At 57.1% G+C, this 20020-nt stretch carries 15 protein-coding genes; 7 read left to right on the top strand and 8 right to left on the bottom strand.

Translation table 11 applies throughout. The features are described from left to right. Nucleotides 1-6: 6 nt before the first annotated feature. Complete coding sequence (locus K5845_RS08670; protein ID WP_287958796.1) at nt 7-705, bottom strand: CAP domain-containing protein; 699 nt, start codon at nt 703-705, stop codon at nt 7-9. A gap of 180 nt (nt 706-885) precedes the next feature. Here K5845_RS08670 and parC point away from each other — a divergent pair, with 180 nt between their 5' ends. The 3 genes from parC to K5845_RS08655 all read left to right on the top strand — a co-directional run bounded on the left by parC (nt 886) and on the right by K5845_RS08655 (nt 5569). After that, nucleotides 886-3138, top strand: coding sequence for a DNA topoisomerase IV subunit A (gene parC / locus K5845_RS08665; RefSeq protein WP_046478911.1), 2253 nt, complete (start codon nt 886-888; stop codon nt 3136-3138). A gap of 306 nt (nt 3139-3444) precedes the next feature. Next, complete coding sequence (locus K5845_RS08660; protein WP_244464931.1) at nt 3445-3891, top strand: hypothetical protein; 447 nt, start codon at nt 3445-3447, stop codon at nt 3889-3891. A 526-nt stretch (nt 3892-4417) separates the two neighbouring features. Next, nucleotides 4418-5569: a PcfJ domain-containing protein gene (locus K5845_RS08655; RefSeq protein ID WP_170832464.1), complete on the top strand. Its 1152-nt coding sequence runs from the start codon at nt 4418-4420 to the stop codon at nt 5567-5569. Nucleotides 5570-5641: 72 nt separating this feature from the next. On the opposite strand, the gene egtD is transcribed toward K5845_RS08655, so the two are convergent. The 5 genes from egtD to K5845_RS08630 all read right to left on the bottom strand — a co-directional run bounded on the left by egtD (nt 5642) and on the right by K5845_RS08630 (nt 11260). Then, the gene (gene egtD, locus K5845_RS08650) at nt 5642-6622 is read right to left on the bottom strand and encodes an L-histidine N(alpha)-methyltransferase (RefSeq protein ID WP_287958795.1); all 981 of its coding nucleotides are present in this window, start codon (nt 6620-6622) and stop codon (nt 5642-5644) included. 2 nt (nt 6623-6624) lie between these two features. After that, nucleotides 6625-7938: an ergothioneine biosynthesis protein EgtB gene (gene egtB, locus K5845_RS08645; RefSeq protein WP_090229088.1), complete on the bottom strand. Its 1314-nt coding sequence runs from the start codon at nt 7936-7938 to the stop codon at nt 6625-6627. 215 nt (nt 7939-8153) lie between these two features. Continuing rightward, the gene (locus K5845_RS08640; RefSeq protein ID WP_046478902.1) at nt 8154-8912 is read right to left on the bottom strand and encodes an arginyltransferase; all 759 of its coding nucleotides are present in this window, start codon (nt 8910-8912) and stop codon (nt 8154-8156) included. Between the two features lie 334 nt (nt 8913-9246). Beyond that, nucleotides 9247-9510: a hypothetical protein gene (locus tag K5845_RS08635; RefSeq protein ID WP_046478899.1), complete on the bottom strand. Its 264-nt coding sequence runs from the start codon at nt 9508-9510 to the stop codon at nt 9247-9249. A 163-nt stretch (nt 9511-9673) separates the two neighbouring features. Next, nucleotides 9674-11260 (bottom strand): AMP-binding protein, encoded by a 1587-nt coding sequence (locus K5845_RS08630; protein WP_287958794.1) that lies wholly within the window; start codon nt 11258-11260, stop codon nt 9674-9676. Nucleotides 11261-12049: 789 nt separating this feature from the next. Here K5845_RS08630 and K5845_RS08625 point away from each other — a divergent pair. Both K5845_RS08625 and K5845_RS08620 read left to right on the top strand, forming a co-directional pair. Next, nucleotides 12050-13342: an O-acetylhomoserine aminocarboxypropyltransferase gene (locus K5845_RS08625; protein WP_090229094.1), complete on the top strand. Its 1293-nt coding sequence runs from the start codon at nt 12050-12052 to the stop codon at nt 13340-13342. Nucleotides 13343-14096: 754 nt separating this feature from the next. After that, nucleotides 14097-14411 carry a hypothetical protein gene (locus K5845_RS08620; RefSeq protein ID WP_046478895.1) on the top strand — a complete coding sequence of 105 codons (315 nt, stop codon included), beginning with the start codon at nt 14097-14099 and terminating at the stop codon, nt 14409-14411. Nucleotides 14412-14505: 94 nt separating this feature from the next. Here the strand turns inward: K5845_RS08620 and glnA are convergent, their stop codons facing one another. Together glnA and K5845_RS08610 are read right to left on the bottom strand one after the other, a co-directional pair. Next, on the bottom strand, nt 14506-15915 hold the full coding sequence (gene glnA, locus K5845_RS08615; RefSeq protein ID WP_046478894.1) for a type I glutamate--ammonia ligase: 1410 nt from the start codon (nt 15913-15915) through the stop codon (nt 14506-14508). Nucleotides 15916-15997: 82 nt separating this feature from the next. Next, on the bottom strand, nt 15998-16336 hold the full coding sequence (locus tag K5845_RS08610) for a P-II family nitrogen regulator (RefSeq protein ID WP_046478891.1): 339 nt from the start codon (nt 16334-16336) through the stop codon (nt 15998-16000). 252 nt (nt 16337-16588) lie between these two features. Between K5845_RS08610 and K5845_RS08605 the strand changes: the two genes are divergently transcribed. Together K5845_RS08605 and K5845_RS08600 are read left to right on the top strand one after the other, a co-directional pair. Beyond that, nucleotides 16589-18076, top strand: coding sequence for a bifunctional ADP-dependent NAD(P)H-hydrate dehydratase/NAD(P)H-hydrate epimerase (locus K5845_RS08605; protein WP_046478889.1), 1488 nt, complete (start codon nt 16589-16591; stop codon nt 18074-18076). 158 nt (nt 18077-18234) lie between these two features. Further along, complete coding sequence (locus tag K5845_RS08600) at nt 18235-20013, top strand: tetratricopeptide repeat protein (RefSeq protein ID WP_287958793.1); 1779 nt, start codon at nt 18235-18237, stop codon at nt 20011-20013. The last annotated feature ends 7 nt before the right edge of the window (nt 20014-20020 follow it).

The raw sequence follows: 20020 nt of genomic DNA, 5'->3' as shown, positions 1-20020 counted from the left end.
AGGTGATCAACGTCCGCTCACGGGTTCGATCTCGATGCGAATCTGGCCGGAGCGATCCTGGCTCAGGCGATAGGATTGCCCATCGGCGGCCGTATAACGACTCTGGACCTTCCCTGCACTTTTTCCTGCGATATCAAAGGCGATGACGCCTGGTTCGCAGGTTTTATGCTGCACGGAGTATCCCGGTCCGATTTCGTGCGTTTCGCCGCCGAATGTGTAGTCAACGCTCTGTCGGGCACGGTTGGAAATGCGAAACGCGTACATCTCGGATGTAGGCCGACCGAAAAGCTGCACGGAGACGTATTTCGGATGCTTATCGGGGACGCGCGTGACGGCGACACCGATTTCCTTGACGTAGGGAGCAAGCAGGTTCTTGCGATGCGAAGGAGATTTGATCCATCCCTCCACAGCTTGGTTCGCGAGGGCGGAAGTGGTGAAGCCGCGGCTATCGAGCGCCATCGCGAGATTCTCTGCGATCTGGCAGTAGGTATAGCCCGCCGCTTCAGCCCGAGCCGATGGCTGTCGGCCATCGGCATCGTGCGCGAAGGTGTTGGTGCGGCTCAAATATTCCGCATAGGCCCGGGCCGCCTTGTCTAAAGCTGCGTTGCGGTGGACCGCACCTAGCGAATTTTTGGCGCGGTAGGCATTGGTCATCTCGATAATTTGGACTTCAACCGCCGGAACATCCGGAGCAACGGGTGTCATGTGGACCGTCTCTCGATTGGGGGAGCGTGACGCATTGTTATGCTCGCCTGTTGCGGCAAGACTTTGTAAAATAACCGAAGTGCGCCGTTTGCAGCGCGCAGCCCTTCAATTAAGTGTGTTTCTGCAACCTGTGGCGTTGCAGCACTTGAGCCGGCAGGTCCGGCGCAGTAACCGATCTCCATGAGCCAAAAACCGATTCTACCCGACGACAGTCCGATCGAGCCCGTAAACCTGCGCGATGCGCTCGAAGAGCGTTATCTCGCCTACGCGCTCTCAACCATTATGGGCCGAGCGCTGCCAGATGTGCGCGACGGTCTCAAACCTGTGCATCGGCGTATTCTCTATGCGATGCGCGAGCTGAAGCTCGACCCGGATTCTGGCTACAAGAAGTGTGCGAAGATTGTCGGCGAAGTGATGGGTAACTATCACCCGCACGGCGACCAGGCGATCTATGATGCGCTCGTCCGTCTCGCGCAGGACTTTGCCGTGCGCTACCCGATGGTCGACGGCCAGGGCAACTTCGGCAATATAGACGGCGATAACGCGGCGGCGATGCGTTACACCGAGAGCCGTCTGACCGAGACCGCAACGCTGCTGCTGGACGGCATCGATGACGATACGGTTGATTTCCGTCCGACCTACGACGGCACGAATAATGAACCCGTCGTTCTCCCGGCTGCGTTCCCCAATTTGCTCGCGAACGGCTCCTCCGGAATTGCTGTGGGCATGGCGACCAACATTCCTCCGCACAATGCCGAGGAACTCTGCAACGCACTCCTGCATCTGATCAAGCATCCCAACGCCACGATCGAGAAGCTCGTCGAGTATATTCCAGGACCCGACTTCCCGACGGGTGGCGTCATAGTCGAGCCTCGTGAGCAGATTCTTGAGGCCTATCGCACGGGACGGGGTGGGTTCCGGCTGCGCGCCAAGTGGGAGCGAGAAGACCTCGGCCGCGGCGGCTATCAGATCGTCATTACAGAGGTGCCCTACCAGGTTCAGAAGTCGAAGCTCGTGGAGCGAATTGCCGAACTGATGAGTGAGCGCAAGCTGCCGCTCTTGGGCGATGTGCGTGACGAGTCGGCGGAAGAGATCAGGCTCGTGCTGGAGCCCAAAACCCGCACGGTGGATCACATCCTGCTTATGGAGAGCCTGTTCAAGCTCACCGAGCTCGAAATCCGCTTCGGGCTCAACATGAACGTTCTGTCCGGCGGACAGATTCCCAACGTTCTGTCCTTGCGCGATGTGCTCTGGCAATGGCTTGAACATCGCATTGAAGTGTTGGTCCGGCGGTCGAACCATCGCTTGCAGAAGATCGAGCACCGCCTCGAGGTACTCGCGGGCTATCTGATCGCATTCCTGAACATCGACGAGGTCATCCGTATCGTTCGCTTCGAGGACCAACCGAAGGCGAAACTGATCGAGACCTTCGAGCTTACCGATGTGCAGGCCGAAGCCATTCTGAACCTCCGCTTGCGGGCTCTCTCCAAGCTTGAAGAAATCCAGATCCGTGCCGAGCACGACAAGCTGTCGGCGGAACGCGATAGCCTAAAGGCGTTGCTCGCCTCAGAAGATCTGCAGTGGACCAAAGTTGCCGAAGAGATCAAGGAGACGCGCGAGCGCTATTCGAAAAAAACTGACCTCGGACGTCGGCGCTCTTCGTTCGCGGAAACGCCCACCATTGAGGTCGATCTGGATCAGGCGTTTGTCGAGAAGGAGCCCGTCACCGTCATCCTCAGCGAAAAGGGCTGGGTGCGGACTCTGAAGGGCCATGTTGACGACCTGAGTAAGCTGGACTTCAAGCAGGGCGATAAGCTCAAGCGGGCCTTCCACGCGCACACCACCGACAAGATTTTGATGTTCGCGACCAACGGTAAATTCTTCACGCTGGAAGCAAGCCAGTTGCCCGGCGGACGCGGACACGGTGAGCCGGTCCGTCTTATGGTCGATTTTGAGGATAATCACGACATCGTCACTGCGTTTGTCTATCAGCCGGGACGCCGTTTGCTCGTCGCGTCTACGGCGGGTTACGGATTCATTGTGCCCGAGGATGAAGTCGTCGCCGCAACCCGCAAGGGCAAGCAGGTGCTGAATGTCAGCGAGCCGGATGAGGCGAAGCTTGTTGTTCCTGTCGAAGGCGACCGGATTGCAACGGTTGGAGATAACCGCAGGCTTCTCATTTTTGAAACGCAGGAAGTCAATGAGATGACGCGCGGCAAGGGCGTGATCCTGCAGCGGTTCCGTGATGGTGGTCTCTCAGATGTTAAGGCTTTCGATGCCGAGACGGGCCTGACCTGGGTCGACAGCGCCAACCGCACGTTCACGATGTCGCTGGATGATCTCGCTGATTGGGTCGGGGCGCGGGCGCAGGCTGGCCGCACGGTGCCGCCGAGGTTCCCGCGGTCCAACTCCTTCGGTCCAGCGTTCGGCTAGCGTGCTTTCGGAAAAGTGGGAACCGGTTTTCCGATAAGAAGCACGTTCAAACCAGAGCGTGCTTTCGGAAAAGTGGGAACCGGTTTTCCGATAAGAAGCACGGCGCAACAAAGCCAGTCCGTCCGGATGCCTGGCGTACCAAATGCCTGCCGGGCGCTCTTCCGGTAGGCGTCACTTGAATACCGCAGCGGTGTGGCTTTCAACACCCATCTGCTGGAACAGCCGCGTCCCATGCCTTGAACTTGGCTCACAACTAAGTCATGGGTATCGTTCGATTGGGCATTGATAGGCTGGGAAAGACCCCTGATGGGGAAGTGGGCACTCATCCTTTTTGCGTTATTTTTGATGCTTGTCCGGACCCCGGCACAGGCTCAGGAGACGAATTGCGCGCGCGGTGATTTTGAAGCTGTGGTTGATGACGCCGCTTCCGCCCTGCGCGATCTGAACAATGCAAATCGGCCTGTATTTCAGGAAAAGCTACGCGAGCTGAAAGAGAAAAACGGGTGGGATCATGATCAGTTCATGGTCGCAGCCGCACCGTTCGTTCGCGACGACACCATTGCGGTCTACGATACAAAATCGCAGGATCTGCTCGCGGCGATCGCGACGTTGGGGCAGGAAGGCGCAGAAGCGAGCACGCCCGATTGCGCAGTGCTTTCCGAACTCAAAGCCAGGATGACAGTGCTGGTCGAAACGCAGACCGAAAAATGGAAATACATGTTCTCAAAACTTGAGACAGCTTTGAAGAAATAGCCGACACGGAGCTGCGTTAAACGCGCCTCTGAATAATTTCTCACCCTACGGCCTTTACTTTGCCGACTTCTCTGTTTAGAAGCCCGCGCCATTGCCAATCATTTTTTCTACTGTTGTGAGAACCCCATGCGCGAAGCCCAACGAGATTTACTCGACACGCCAGTAATTGGCGCGTGGCAGCTTGCGCGCGTCATTGGCGATTATTTGCCAACGCTCGACCTCGGCTTCTGAGCCGAACTTCGTTGCCTTCGATGACGACAGGCACGTTCCCCGCATGAGCGTGGAGCGCGAGCAGGTACGACGTACGTGATTTCCGGCTGATTTGGCCAGAGTGCTTCCGGAAAAGTGGACACCGGTTTTCCGAGAGGAAGCACGGCCAGAGCAAGAGAGTGCTTCCGGAAAAGTGGACACCGGTTTTCCGAGAGGAAGCACGGCCAAACCTGAACCACGAAGGGCCTCATCTAAGCCCTGAGCGTTTCCGGCTGCGCCATTGCACGTGCGTCTGATGCAGCAGGACTTAAAGACCATGGCACAGACGCTTCAAAAGAACGAAGCCATTGAACGGCAGATCCGGCGATACCACCCGAGCTTTCGCCGTCGTGTGCGCCAATACGCTGGCCTGTCTCCCCGCCTCGCGGACCTCGTGACGAGCTTCCCCGCGGCGGTGGTGGCGATCGTCTCTCCTGAGCTCAATGCGAGCGCCAGGGGAACGGCTACGCGTATGGCCAAGGACGGTGAGAGCCTGCGTGAGGTCTCTCGTGTGCTGGGCGTACCGTATTGGGCACGGCGTCTGCCTCCGGAAGTTCTGGCGCAGCCGTTGAACGCCTTGCCGGTGGGTTCGAATTTCGAGGGACGCATGGCGCAACTCGTGCCGAAGAACCCGGAAGCGGCTAGGCGTTGGTTGCAGTGGGTGCAGTTTGGTCATTGCGCGGCGAACTCCGAGTTCGCCATGTGGCTGGCCAGCCAGAAGTTCTTCCAGCGCGAACTGGGCCTCGGATTTCCGCTCCTGCCGCTTGCCGCTTACGCTTGGTACTCCGGTGTCGAGGAAGGCGCGGCACGCGAGTTGATCGATGAACCGTGGAACCGTCGCATGCCGTTCAGCGTCGCTGCGACCGCCACGATCGCATGGATCGAAAAGATCGTGGCGTGCTTCGAGGCTCCGCGTATCAGACGGCGTGGTCCTGGGCGTTACAGCCGTCAGCGGGTGCGAAATGGCTATCGCGTGGTACCGCTTCGCACGGCGGCCCAGCTGCACCAAGAGGGCAGTATCATGAACCACTGCGTGGCGACTTATGCCGCGCTAGTGGCACAGGGTGTCTGCACGATCCTCTCGGTTCGCGTCCAGGATAAGCGCGTGGCTACGGTTGAGATTCGACCACGGGGCACGCCTGGGGGTGGCTATGCCATCGTTCAGCTTCAGGGGCCGGGAAACACCCGGGTCTCTGAGCAGATCTGGCGTGCCGTCTTGGAGTGGCTCGCGGTCCAACCGGCAGACCCGCATGCCATGCTCGGGGTGGGCGACGAGTTCGTTATCTCGCCCGAGCGGTGGGAAAGGATCTGGCGGCCCTACGTGACGGCGAAGGGCGTGATAGGGCTCTCGGCGGAAGCTGCGACCTTGAACAGGCTGCGTCGCGACGCCGACGCCTTGCAGCAGATCATCGCCTCTAGCTCGCGGTGATCGACACCAAAAATAGGCAGAGCCCGACGGAAAACGTTGGGCTCTGCTGTTTGCGTTCGTAGCGCAGCGCGATTAGGGACAGCGCAGTTCGTGCACCGAAAAGAGTCGGTCGGGGTCCGTCCAAACCTTATCGGGGGACCATCCTGCTTTCCGAGCCAACGCCTGGAACCCTTCAATCGTATATTTGTGCGAATGCTCCGTATGGATGCGTTCGCCCTTTTTGAAATGAATGTCGTGCCCTAAAACACGCACCGTCTGAGAACGTGCGCTGACGAGGTGCATGTCGATGCGGCCATGTTCAGAGTCGTAGGTGGCAGAATGCTCAAAACGATCAGGATCGAAGTGCGTGCCAAGAGCTCGATTAGCGTGCATCAGGACGTTGCGGTTGAACGCCGCTGTGACGCCGGCCTCATCGTTATAGGCTGCGAGCAAGCGCTTTTCGTCTTTCCGGAGATCCGCCCCGATGATCAGTCGACCCTCAGGTGAAAGAACGCGGCGCATTGTTTTGAGAAGGTCGATCGCAGCGTCAGGCTCCAGATTACCGATCGTAGAGCCTGGGAAGAAGCCGAGCAGAGAGCGCTTCGCCAGATCCGGATCAAGTTTCACAGGACGGCTGAAGTCGGCTGCAATCGGGCGAACAGCGATACGCGGGAATTTTTTGGAAAGCCGGGCTTTCGCTTCCGCCAACGCATCATGTGAAATATCGATCGGCACATACGCGTGAAGTTTATCGAGTGCCGTTAGCAGGAGTTCGGTCTTGAGGCTCGAACCCGATCCAAACTCGATAAGGACCGCACCCGATGGTGTGCCTTGCGCAATCTCGGGCGCGCAGGCGCGTAAAATCGCGGTCTCCGTCCGCGTCGGATAGTATTCGGGCTGCCGCGTGATTTCCTCGAACAACTCGCTGCCACGCCCATCGTAAAAGAAGCGGCAGGGAATCGATTTCTTCTTCTTGGACAATCCGGCGAGCAGCGCCTGCGCGAAATCATTATCGCGCTGGGTTGATGAAACCTCGAAATCATCCTGGAGATTGTCGTCGATCTCTTCAAACATTATCACGCATCCTCCGCGAGCCTTAGGCCCATGAATTGCCAACGCTGGTGGGGGTAAAAGAAATTGCGATACGTAATGCGCGAATGCCCGTCAGGCGTAACGCATGATGCGCCGCGCAGCACGTGCTGCGAGCACATGAACTTGCCATTGTATTCGCCAACAGCACCGGGCGGCGGACGGTAGCCCGGGTAAGGTAGGTAAGCGCTCCCCGTCCACTCCCACACGTCGCCCATCATTTGTTGGACGCGGTCCACCGGAGCATCGGCACTAGCCGGGCAAGGGCGAAGCGTGCCGCTACCAAGCGTATTAGCGGGATTGTTTGCGGCATCGGTTGTCTGTGCAGCGCGCTCCCATTCAAATTCGCTCGGGAGGCGCTTTCCTGCCCAGCGAGCGAAAGCATCAGCCTCATAATAGCTGACGTGACTTACGGGTGCCGCTGGATTGAGTGGGACGAGACCGTGCAGAGTCATTTGCCGCCAGCCGTCAGCCGTTTCCTCCCAGTAGCCAGGTGCCTGCCAGCCATTTGATTTGACTGCGCCCCAGCCGTCCGCAAGCCATAAGAGCGGGTTAACGTAGCCGCCATCCTCGATGAATTCGAGCCATTCGCTGTTACTGACACAGCGATGCGCAAGCTTGAATGGACGGATCAGTTCGTCGTGGCGGGGCAGTTCGTTATCGTAGGAGAAACTCTGTCCGTCATGGCCCACCTCTTTGATGCCACCATCGAAAGAAATCCAACGTGTCTCTGAGGCGAGACTGTTGGCTTCTGTTACGAGCGTCAGAGGTTGATAAGCGGGACGCAGAGGCTGAGCCGCGAAAAGGCTGAGGATGTCAGTTAAGAGCAATTCTTGGTGCTGTTGCTCGTGATTGATTCCGAGCTCGATCAATTCCTTAACTTCGGGGGCAAGAGAGCCCTCGTCACTCATAAGCCCCATGAGCGCTTCATCGACGTGGCTTCGATAGCGGCGAACTTCTTCCGCCGAGGGGCGGGTCAGCAATCCGCGGTGCGCACGAGGATGTCGGGGGCCTTGCGTTTCGTAGTAGGAATTGAAGCAGTACTCAAACCGATCGGAAAATGGCTGGTAGCCTGGCATGTGGTTGCGCAACACAAACGCTTCATAAAACCAAGTCGTATGCGCGAGATGCCATTTCGTCGGGCTGGCATCATCCATGGCCTGCACAGTCTGATCTTCGTCCGTGAGTGGCCGGGCCAATGTGAGGGAGAGCTCTCGGCTTGCGTGAAGCCGTTCTCCTAGGGAGACGGACGTATCGGAAAAGCGATGGCGTTGCGCCGAATCCTCGGGGGACGCTGGCATGAAAAAAAGTCCCTTCTTGGAGTAGCTATGAACGGATTGGGAGGCTAAGCGCCGACGTCATGCGTCAACGCGCGATAGACCGGAATGGTTCACCGGCAAACGATGCGCGCCAATACGAACAGACCGTCTGTATCGAGAAAAGGGCGAGAACGCCTTTTTCTTGTTCACAATAGGTTGAGGCTGGAAATGTCCGTGAGACGGTAGAGACTTATGGATTAGCGGCGGGGCGATAAGGGAAGCCATCCCTGGGGCGTGAGATGCTCCTGCGGCTGGAAACGCATTTTGTAAGACATCTTCCGAGACCCTGCGATCCAGTACCCGAGATAAAGATAAGGTAGGCCAAGACGCCGGGCCCGATCGATGTGATCGAGGATCATGTAGGAGCCGAGACTGCGGCTCTGTGCGTCAGGATCAAAGTAGCTATACACCATAGAAATCCCGTCAGACAGCCGGTCACAAAGTGCCATAGCCATCAACGGCCAGTCGGACACTTGAGTTGAACTGAGAGGATCCTCGGGCTTGAGGCGATACTCCGTGCAGAACGTGTCAACAACGCTGTCTTCGACCATCATCGCGTAGTCGAGGACGGTCATGTCAGCCATCCCTCCATCGCCATGCCGCGTATCGATGTACTGCCGGAACAAGCGGTATTGCTCGCTCGTAGAAACCGGTGCAACGCAACGAGAAGCGAGGTCGCGGTTGCGGTCTACGATGCGCCGCATCGAACGGCCCTGAGCAAATTCATCGACCAGGACGCGCACGGAAACACATGCGTTGCAGCCGTCACAGTAAGGCATGTACGCGATATTCTGACTGCGCCGGAAACCGCCCTTCAAGAGATTGTCGATCAGGCCTGGCGATTTATCGCGAGTGAGATGCGTGAAAAGCTTCCGCTCCAGCCGGCCAGGCAGGTAAGGGCAGGGCTGGGGTGAGGTAATGTAGAACTCGGGAAACGTTTTACCTTGTTCCGACATCTGTATCCCTCGACAGCCGGCTGGACCACCGGCGTGTGCCGCCGTCACGATAAACGGAGGCAAATGATGATCTTATGTGAACCGCTGGGCTGATCAAGCCACTTGCGGTACTGCGCGGCCGCCCTGCAGTGCGAAGGGTTTCGCAGATCTGAATAAATGTCGTGTGCGCGGTAAAGACTGGACATGCGCTCGTATTGAGCCGGTTTCAAGGAAACAAGGCATCTCCCGACGCACACATTCAAAGGCGATGAAACCAGGTGGCACACTGTGCAAGCACAGCAAAACGCAACCGGCTGCTATTCGAAAGTATTAGGCCTGCGATCGCGGGGCAGGTTCAAAAATTACCAACGACGCGCCCGATCGTGGGGATAAGGCCGTCAGCCTCTTCAAGATTCGGATCGATGGCGGCATGCGTCAGCCACGCTAGACTGCCAAGAGAAACAACTAAAATAATAATACCAAGAAGGGCGCGCTTAAGCGCCCACACGAGACCGAATTTAGGTGCCCCGAAACCAGCCTCGGCGGCTTGTTCGGGAATCGAACCCATGCTCATGACAAATGCCCCAAAGAAAAGGCCAACACCGGCCTTCAAACGCATCCTGGGGCACTGCTGAACCCCGAGGGTTAACTATAGGCTTTTGATGGAAGAGGTTGGGTTTCTGGTCAATAGGCCGAAAGCGTTTCTGTGCGTTTCGCAGAGCGCCGTTGCTGCCTGATCACGATCCCTGAATATACCAAACAATGCATTTATGACGACGCCCTCAGGAGACATCGCGCCATTGATGTACCATGGCGATTGTGGCTGGGAGATCTACCTTGCCTGTAGCCAGAACGGGGATCGCCGGGACGACCAAAATCATCTTGGGCACCCACAACTCCGGAAAGCCCTGCTCCCGTGCGCAAGCACGCAACTTTTCGGCGGAACTTTCCCGAGCGTCCGTAACCAGCACAAGCTGTTCGCCCTTCCGGACATCCGCCAGGCTCACCACGACGTGCTGCGATTCCGGCCATAGCCCCTGTGCTAGGAGTTCGATCGCAGCGAGCGAAACCATTTCGCCGCCGATCTTCGCAAATCGCCGCGCGCGCCCCTGGATCGATATAAAGCCATCGTCATCTATCCTGACGATATCTCCGGTGTCATGCCATCCGCCTTCGGGAGGAACAACAACACCCGGATTTTCGGCGGCTAAATATCCAGCCATGACATTGGGACCACGAATTCGCAGCCGTCCTCCGTCGGCAAGTCCCGGTACCGGCACGAGGTTGGTTTCAATTTCCGGCAACGCCCGCCCAACGGTGCCGAAACGATTGGTAGCAGGTAAGTTGAACGCGATAACGGGCGCGCATTCAGTTGCGCCATACCCTTCCAAAATCTCAGTTCCGAAAGCAGCCCACCGGCGACGCGTTTCCTCCTTGACGGGTTCCGCCCCAGCAACAACCAAACGGATGCTATCCAGCTCTCCGGGTTCTGCCGCGCGCGCATACCCCAGCAGGAAGGTATCCGTGGCCATCAGAACGGTAGCGCGGCTCGCGTGAATGGCGCGCGCCACTTGCCGATACTGCAATGGATTTGGATACAATACGACTTTCAAACCGTTGAGCAGCGGCATGAGCGTCGCCGCCGTGAGGCCAAAAGAATGAAACATGGGCAGTGGGTTGAGCACGACATCGGCCGTCGAAAGCGCTCCATCCGCATGCGCGAACATTTGGCGAGAGTTGGCCATCAGGTTGGCGTTGGTCAGGACGACGCCTTTCGGCAACCCCTCAGTGCCGGACGTAAAGAGTACCGCGGCAGCTTTTGAGGGACCGCTGCCTTGCCCTTGATGAAACCACCCAGCATACAGACTACGCATCGCCCCAAGAGCTTTATCGAAGAGGCCGATACTTTTTTTCACGTCCTCAAGATAGACGATGCGCACCATCTGGCCGCTGCCGGTCCGCGTTTCGCTTATCGCCTCGATAACGGGTTCAAGTTTGGCCATCTCTACGAACCGGCGCGATGTAACGACAGTCCGTATAAGAGCCGTCTGGGCAGCTGATGTCAGATTGCGCGAACCCGATGTGTAATTGAGAATCGCTGCAACCCGTCCAAAGGCGTTCAGGCCGAATAACGTAATGAGAAAGCCGGAAACGTTGGGGAGCAAAATCCCGATGGCTTCGCCCTGACGAGAGCCTTTACACAGTCGCCGTCCCAGAATCAGGCTGGCGAGAACAAGGCGACTGTAGCTGAGTTTTTGCCCCTCAGAATCCTCAACCGCGATCTTATCGGGTCCGAAAAAATCCCGGCCCGCAAGAAGACCAGCGAACAGCGTGTCAATCTGAGGCTTGGAGACAGGTGAACCGGCCATGCCACGTCTACTTACATGAAGATCCAGTTCGAACGATGTCTGAGAAGTACCATACCGCGCAAGCGCGGACGAAGAAATACCGTCATGCACGACTCATAACTCGATACCGATCCGGGCCGAAGAAACTGCTTCAGAAGAGTGTCATCGGGAATTTTTCCCATGTTTCTCGAAAAGTGATGGCTAACTTTCGAGCAGCTCAGATGCGACCATATAAACTAAGCGTCGCGCAAAAGCACCAATAAGTGATGTAAAAGCATCAATTATCGTGATTGACTGAAAAGGAACATCGCCGAATCACAGATAATGCCTAGCGGATAACCAGATCCTGCCTAAGTTTCTATCTTGTCTAGGATGTCGTTGCAAAGTTAACCTGAAAATATTGGCGAGAATAGATAACAAAAAAAATCCAGGTTGGGAAGTGCGCCTAAGTGGAATGTGCCTGGCTATAGCCGCCGGTCCATCGAGACTTATGGAGCATAACCATGATAGAGATTGTACTATCGGTCTGTTTGATCGCTGAACCCGCGAATTGCAAAGATGTAAACCTAAGTTACATGGCTGGGAGCATCACGCCGTATCAGTGCATGCTTCATGGGCAGAGCGAAATTGCTAGGTGGCAAGAAGGCCACCCCAATTGGCGCGTAGCACGCTGGACGTGTGGACGGGTAAAGCAAACGGCGAAGGCCTGATCTGCTCACCAACTAAGTTCAAGGGTTTCCTGCGGTATTCCCGTCGTTCGGTGCCTCGCGTATATCCATTGGTATCAGTCCATACCAACTAGGATTCGCAATGACGCAAGATCAAGGCGCCCCCAAATTCGCGACGCTGGCCGTACATGCCGGCGCCGCACCAGATCCCTCAACAGGTGCGCGAGCGACGCCGATCTATCAGACGACGTCCTACGTATTCAATGATGCCGAGCATGCCGCGGCATTGTTTGGCCTTGAGGTCTTCGGCAACATCTACACGCGGATTATGAATCCAACACAAGCTGTGCTGGAGGCCCGCATTGCTGCGTTGGAGGATAGTACAGCCGCGCTGGCCGTTGCATCAGGTCACGCTGCCCAGCTTCTCACGTTTCAAACGTTGCTAGAGCCGGGTGATGAGTTCATCGCTGGCCGGCAGCTTTACGGCGGCTCCGTCAACCAATTCAATCACGCCTTCAAAAAGTTTGGATGGAACGTGGTTTGGGCTGATGCTACGGACCCCGCGAGTTTTGCGGCGGCTGTAACGCCTAAGACAAAAGCGATCTTCTGCGAGTCAATTGCAAATCCAGGCGGGATCATCGTCGATCTCCCGGCCATTGCGGCGGTCGCAAAGAAAGCTGGAGTGCCGTTCATTGTCGACAACACTTTGGCGACCCCATACTTGTGCCGCCCCAAGGAACACGGCGCAGATATCATCATCCACTCACTCACGAAGTTTATGGGCGGCCACGGGAACTCAATCGGTGGCGCGCTCGTCGACTGTGGAACCTATGACTGGCTGGGAAGCCGTCATCGTTATGCGACGCTGGTTGAGCCAAATCCCTCATACAATGGCATGCGCCTCGCCGAGACATTCGGCGACTTTGCCTTTGCCATAGCGGCACGCGTAATGGGATTGCGGGATCTGGGTCCGGCGATCTCTCCAATGAATGCGTTTCTCATTCTAACAGGGGTAGAGACGTTGCCTCTGCGCATGCAGCGCCATTGCGAAAATACCCTTGCAGTCGCAGACTGGCTGCAACGCCATCCGAAAGTCGAGTGGGTGAACTACGCGGGGTTGCCCGGCAACAAGTACCACTCGCTACACCACAAGATCTGTCCCAAGGGGGCGGGAGCCGTCTTCACGTTTGGGCTGGCAGGCGGTTACGAGGCTGGCGTGAAGTTTGTTGCGGGGCTGAAGATGTTCAGCCACCTCGCAAACATTGGCGATACCCGCAGCCTTGTGATCCATCCAGCTTCGACTACGCATCGCCAGCTTACGGACGAGCAGCGCGCTGCTGCTGGGGCTGGCGACGATGTCGTGCGGCTCTCAATCGGCATCGAAGACAAGGCTGATATTATCGCGGATCTGGAGCAAGCGCTCGAAGCGGTGTGAGCATTCGGGCTTTGCTGACTGAGGATCATCGCAAGCAAGACAGAGCCCGGTGGGTTAAAAACCCCCGGGCTCAACCGTGTCGGTTTTGGGCGCACCTTTCAGCGGTGGGGTGGACATGAAGCATTGCGGGTTCGGTTTGCCGGGCCTAACCGCACCACGACTAAGCGCGGTTTCCGTTCGGTGTTTGACGCGGTGCCGACCTCGCACGCCAGTTGGTCCTATCCTCCTTGGGCGTCCGACCAGAACACTTCAGGTCATTTTCGAATTCGGATCATCTCAGCTTGCTGGATCGGAGCCCCTGCGCCTTCGCCCATCGTTGGACGTTCGCATCGAATCCTTCTCCCACGATGCTGTCGCAAAGCTCTACGATAGAGCGTGCAAAGACAAACCTTATTCGATCATAGATTTCAAATTTTGATTATTGAGACGCCACGCGAAACTACTGTGTTTGGGCGAGAAGTTGCGCGGCGATAATCTGACCAGGTGGGAGCATTTTCTTAAACCTCCTTCTGTTCGAGACGCTAATCTTGCGCTCGTATTATCTATGTGTCAATGCCGAGGTAGCCTCGCAAGACCCGAGAGTTTTGATTTTTCATTTTTTCGAAAACCGTCACTGGCGATCTTCGTCGTGGTTAACCCGGTATTGAAATCTGAAGCATTAAACTACTCGAACGCCGACTTTCCGTGGACCGATTGACAGGGTGATCTGCGGCTCAAGTCTTGGAGTTTTGGGGAGATTTTTGCGAGGCAGGATATGGAGCGCGTTCTCGGTATCTTATCGATTTTCGCCGGTGTTCTGATTGCTGGAACTTTTCTTTCAACGGGGCTCTCTCAGCCGGACTCGGCAGATGCCATCGGCCGACAACTCGCCCAAAACGGATTTCAGCTACACATTGATCCGATATCGTTTATCGCGGGCGTTTTGGGTGGGGTCGCCCTGTGTCAGTTGGCCAAGATTTGCTGGATAGAGATCCCTCGCCGCGTAGTGAAATGGCTGAACGAGAACATGGGCCACTTCGGCTATATCTGCGCTTGTGGCGCGCTACTGCTCATCCTCATCTACATCTGATGTCGGCTGGTTCCGTCACTCCATTCGCCTGAAAATCAAACGGCCCGGAATTGCTCCCGGGCCGTTGGCGTCTCGAAAGACGAAGATGGTCGAATTAAACAGAGTAGTACATGTCGTACTCGACGGGATGCGGCGTCATCTCGTAACGCATGTTCTCTTCCATCTTCAGCTCGATGTAAGCGTCGATGGTATCGTCCGTGAACACGTTGCCCATCTTGAGGAAGGCGCGGTCCTTGTCGAGGCTGTCCAGAGCTTCGCGTAGGCTGCCGCAAACCGTCGGGATGTTCGCCAGTTCGGCAGGTGGCAGGTCATACAGGTTCTTATCCATCGCATCGCCCGGATGGATCTTGTTCTGAATGCCGTCGAGGCCAGCCATGAGCAACGCAGCGAATGAAAGGTAGGGGTTCGCGGTCGGATCCGGGAAGCGGATTTCGATGCGCTTTGCCTTCGGGCTGGTGGTGTAGGGGATGCGGCATGAAGCGGAGCGGTTGCGAGCCGAGTAGGCCAGCAGCACAGGAGCCTCGTAGCCTGGAACCAATCGCTTGTAAGAGTTGGTCGACGGGTTCGTGAACGCGTTCAGCGCCTTGGCGTGCTTCAGGACACCGCCGATATAGAACAGGCAGGTCTCGGAGAGATCTGCATACTTGTCTCCTGCGAACACCGGCGATCCATTCTTCCAGATCGACTGGTGCACGTGCATGCCCGAGCCGTTGTCGCCGAAGACAGGCTTCGGCATAAAGGTGGCAGTCTTGCCATAAGCCTGCGCCACGTTGTGGATTGCATACTTATAGATCTGCAGATGGTCAGCGATCGTAACGATCGGCGCAAACTGGATGCCGAGCTCGTGCTGAGCCGAAGCAACTTCATGGTGATGCTTCTCAACCTTCACGCCCATTTCGGCCATGACAGAGAGCATTTCAGAACGAATGTCCTGTCCGCTGTCGATGGGAGGTACCGGGAAGTAGCCACCCTTCATGCGTGGACGGTGTCCGAGGTTGCCCATTTCATATTCAGTGCCAGAGTTTGACGGCAATTCGGTGGAGTCTACGCGGAATCCGGTGTTGTAAGGATCGGCGGTGAAGCGCACGTCATCGAACATGAAGAATTCGGCTTCCGGACCGAAGTAGACGGCGTCACCAACGCCGGTCGACATCATGTAGGCTTCGGCCTTCTTTGTAATAGAGCGAGGGTCGCGCTCATAAGGCTCGCCCGTGGAGGGTTCGAGTACGTCGCAGAAGACCGCCAGCGTCGTCTGGGCGAAGAAGGGATCGACATGGGCAGAGGTTGGGTCTGCAATAAGAAGCATGTCGGAGGCTTCGATGCCCTTCCAACCTGCAATGGAGGAGCCGTCGAAAGCATAGCCATCCGTAAACACGCTTTCATCGATGCATGATACATCGGCGGTCACGTGCTGCATCTTGCCCCTCGTATCCGAGAACCGGAAGTCTACGAACTTGACGTCCTTGTCTTTGAGTAACTGAATTACATCACCTGCGGTCTTCATATCGGCTCCCCTGTGAGCGGCTAGTTTTAGGTCATTGATTTGAAGTCTGGCCCCGCTATTGGCGGGGCACCTCGAGGCGCTACTAAATGGCTTCCGCGCCGGTCTCGCCGGTACGAATGCGTATAGCTTCCTCGATCGCGGAAACAAAAATCTTCCCGTCGCCGATGCGGCCAGTTTTCGCGGCTTTCTGGATGGCTTCCACCGCTTTGTCCAGCATCTCGTCAGCAAGCACAACTTCCACCTTCACTTTAGGAAGGAAGTCGACGACGTATTCGGCACCTCTGTAGAGCTCGGTGTGGCCCTTCTGCCGTCCGAAGCCCTTGGCCTCGATTACCGTGATGCCCTGCAGGCCGATTTCCTGCAAAGCTTCCTTCACTTCGTCGAGCTTGAACGGTTTGATAATGGCTTCGATCTTTTTCATGATTTCCTCGGACTTCCCTTCATCTGCCTGTCAGCGTGAACGCGGACGGTAGACCCGCCTTGGTTAGCACGCGGCATGCCAGTTCGTGAGTGACATATAAAGTCATTAGAAAACAATCGCGTAACGACGGAGCGGCGAAATTTAGAGCAGAATGCCGTTATTTGATTGCACAATAATTAGCCGTTCTGCTCAAAAAACGATCGGATTGAAATATCTGACGAGAAGATCCACCACAAAAGGAGCTGGTTCTCAATGCACCAAGGCCTCGAATTACTGACCAACTCCGAAATGGCGGAGGCGGATCGGCTTGCCATCGAACGCGGAGTGCCAGGAACGGCCCTGATGGAAAAAGCAGGTCGGGCGGTGGCGGACGCTGCAGAGCGGCTGGCCGCAGGCGCACCGATCGGCGTTTTCTGCGGACCTGGGAACAACGGCGGAGATGGGTTTGTAGCCGCGCGTTTGCTGCGCGAGCGCGGCTATGAGGTGCGCGTGGCGTTGTTGGGGAGCAGGGATCGCCTGCACGGCGACGCGGCAGTGATGGCGCAGCGCTGGGAGGGAAATGTCGAACCCTGGGGGCCTCAGATTCTCGAAGGAGCTGGGCTCGTTATAGACGCGATCTTCGGTTCCGGTCTCGCCCGACCCCTAACACAAGAAGTCGCCGAGGTGACCGGCGCGATGAATTCCGTCACTCTACCCGTCGTCGCCGTAGACGTTCCCACTGGCCTCGATGGCGGATCAGGACGCGCTTTCGAGGGCACGGTCCAGGCAACGGAAACCGTAACGTTTTTTCGCCGTAAGCCCGGCCATTTGCTTGAGCCGGGTCGTAGCCTTTGCGGGGAGACAAGCGTCGCAGACATCGGAACTCCAAGCGACGTTCTGGAGGAGATTAAACCCCAGGCGTTTGCCAACGCTCCCGATCTCTGGGCGCACGTTTTTCCGCGGCCGAAACCGGGCGGACACAAATATTCTCGCGGACACGCCGTCGTCGTTTCGGGGCAGGCGCATGCAACCGGGGCAGCGCGCCTGGGCGCGCGGGGCGCGCTCCGCATCGGCGCAGGGCTCGTCACTGTCGCGAGCCCGCCTGACGCGATTGCCGTCAATGCCGCGCATCTAACGTCCGTTATGCTGATTCCAACGGAGTTTCCCGACGGCTTCGCGGATGTTCTGGCAGATACCCGCCGCAATGCCGTGCTGATTGGACCCGGCGCGAGCGTCTCGGAGCAAACGAGGCGCACTGTGGAGCTTGCGCTCGTGTCGCAGGCGAGCGTCGTGCTCGATGCCGACGCATTGACTTCGTTTTCTAATCTTCGTGTAGCCTTTTTCGACCAGATCCGGCGACGTCGGCCCGGCTTGGCAACCGTCATGACGCCGCACGAAGGCGAGTTTACGCGCCTCTTTGACAAGGCGCAGACTGTTGTCTCCAAGCTAGAGCGCGCGCGCCGCGCAGCCGTATTGAGCGGCGCGCTGATCATCCTCAAAGGACCTGATACCGTCGTTGCGGCGCCTGATGGACGCGCTGCGATCAATGAAAACGCGCCTCCGTGGTTGGCGACAGCAGGCTCCGGCGATGTGTTGGCGGGATTCGTGACCGGTCTTCTGGCGCAACACATGCCCGCGTTCGAGGCTGCGTGTGCCGCCGTTTGGCTCCACGGCGAATGCGCCAATATGTTCGGACCCGGACTGATCTCAGAAGATTTACCGGAGGTTCTACCGAAAGTGCTGGAGCGGTACGTGTTATGAAGCGAAACGCACATGCTGATTGCCGCAGCTCGGTCACACATCGACGGGCGGGACGTGTTAGCTGTATAAGTTGAAGACGCGTCGCGACTTAACCAACGTGACGCATTCGGTTCGTCAGACGTGTGACCATCTGGATGAGCACCCCGCGATTTATGACAATGTCGGATACCGATAGGTCAGTTGAAAAAAGGGCCGCGACGACGCGGGCGATAACAGCTGCAGTCGTATCTGCAGCTGTGGCGGTCTTGTTTTCAGCTTTGCCGGCGCGTTCGGAAATAAGCGAATTACGCGCCCGCGACGCGGCGATCGCGCTCTCTCGTGGCGATTCGGTTGCTGCCGTTGATCACTACACAGCAATTCTTGCTGAAGAGAACATTCCCGACGACCGGCGGGCAACTCTGCTGAACGATCGAGCGGTCGCCTATGTTCGTCTTGGTAAGACACGCGAGGCGATTGAAGACTACAACAAAGCCGTTGTCCTATTTCCCGAATATGCAGCGGTCTACAATAACCGCGGCAATCTTCTGATGGCGCTTGGGCTCCACGGCGAAGCATTGAAAGATTTCAATCGCGCCATCGCTTTGGCGCCAGGCTATGCTGCGGCCTATAACAATCGTGCCGGAGCCCAGTCGCGTCTCGGTCACGCCGATGATGCGATCCGCGATTACACGCGAGCGATCAAGTTGATGCCATCGAGCCCGGCGCCCCTGGCCGGACGCGGCAAAGCGTATCTGTCTCAAGACCGCCCCCACGCTGCAATCCGCGACTTTTCGCGGGCCGTCGGTGCGGACGCGCGATTCGCGACAGGCTATCGCAACCGCGCCGAAGCCAAAATTGAGGTTGCCCACTACAACGAAGCCATAGAAGACCTTTCCCGGGCCATCGCGTTCGATGTGGCGAACCCCGAGGCTTATCTATTGCGCGGTCATTCCTATCTGGCGATTGGCGACGCACCGGCTGCTGTCACGGATTTCACACGCGTCATCGAGTTGGCGCCCTCCGATACGATCGGGTATGAGGCGCGTGGGCTGGCGAATACAATGGCCGAAGCGTTCGATGCCGCATTTGCGGATCTTAATGAGGCTATCCGCCTCAATCCGCGTTCCGCTACGGCATTTGCGTATCGCGGATTTGCCTATGTTCGGAACGGCCAACCCGACATCGCCCAACGTGATCTCGACGCCGCGGCGGCGTTGGAAAAGGACAACCCCGAAGTCCTCTGGGCATTGGCAGAATCAGAAGAAGCGCAGGGCAGGTCAGAGAAAGCTATCGAGCATTTGCGACGCGCTCTGGCGATCAAACCTGACTTCAAACGCGCGGCCGATTCTCTCCAACGTTTGGGTTTTGTGCTCGCTTCGGCAAGTGACACCCCAGTTAAAGGACTTGGTGGGTTCGGCTGGCAGGTGATCACCAACAGTGGCCGTTTTTACGCTGTGAGCGACAATCACCCCAACATCCGGGTGCCGCTCGAGCCACTCGGAGAAGGTCAACCGCGAATTTTGTCGTGGGAGCTCAAGGACGCACCGTTCCGCGATATTGGTGTGCTGACCTATCATGGCGGCGTGATTGAGGGCCGCGAGAAGCCGGAAGAAGTCGAATTAGCCGCTATTATCGATTTGAAGTCCAATAGTGTGGTGGCTATCGAACCACATCGGCAAGGCAAGGAAGTCTCCAACTGGACGTGGGGAGAGAATGGCCGCGTGACGATCGCAAGCGTTGATGGTGTGACCGACGAATTCACGCTGCGTCAAGTGAGACAGGAGCCGACCGTTTCTCGTTATCGACAGCAAGACCGTGACGAGTCTTCGGATCCGTATTGGGCACCTTGGAACGAAGGCCCGTGGGCGTCTGACCCGTCCCACCGTTCGCGCTCAGCGAGTCGAGCCCGAAAGGCCAAGAAGCCGAAATCATTTTTTCAACTACTGTTCGGCAACTAGACCTGAC

It is taken from the genome of Filomicrobium sp., from assembly GCF_025698805.1.
GTDB lineage: Bacteria > Pseudomonadota > Alphaproteobacteria > Rhizobiales > Hyphomicrobiaceae > Filomicrobium > Filomicrobium insigne.
Note: the sequence above shows the minus strand (reverse complement) of the source record. Positions and strands in the feature narration are given on the sequence as shown.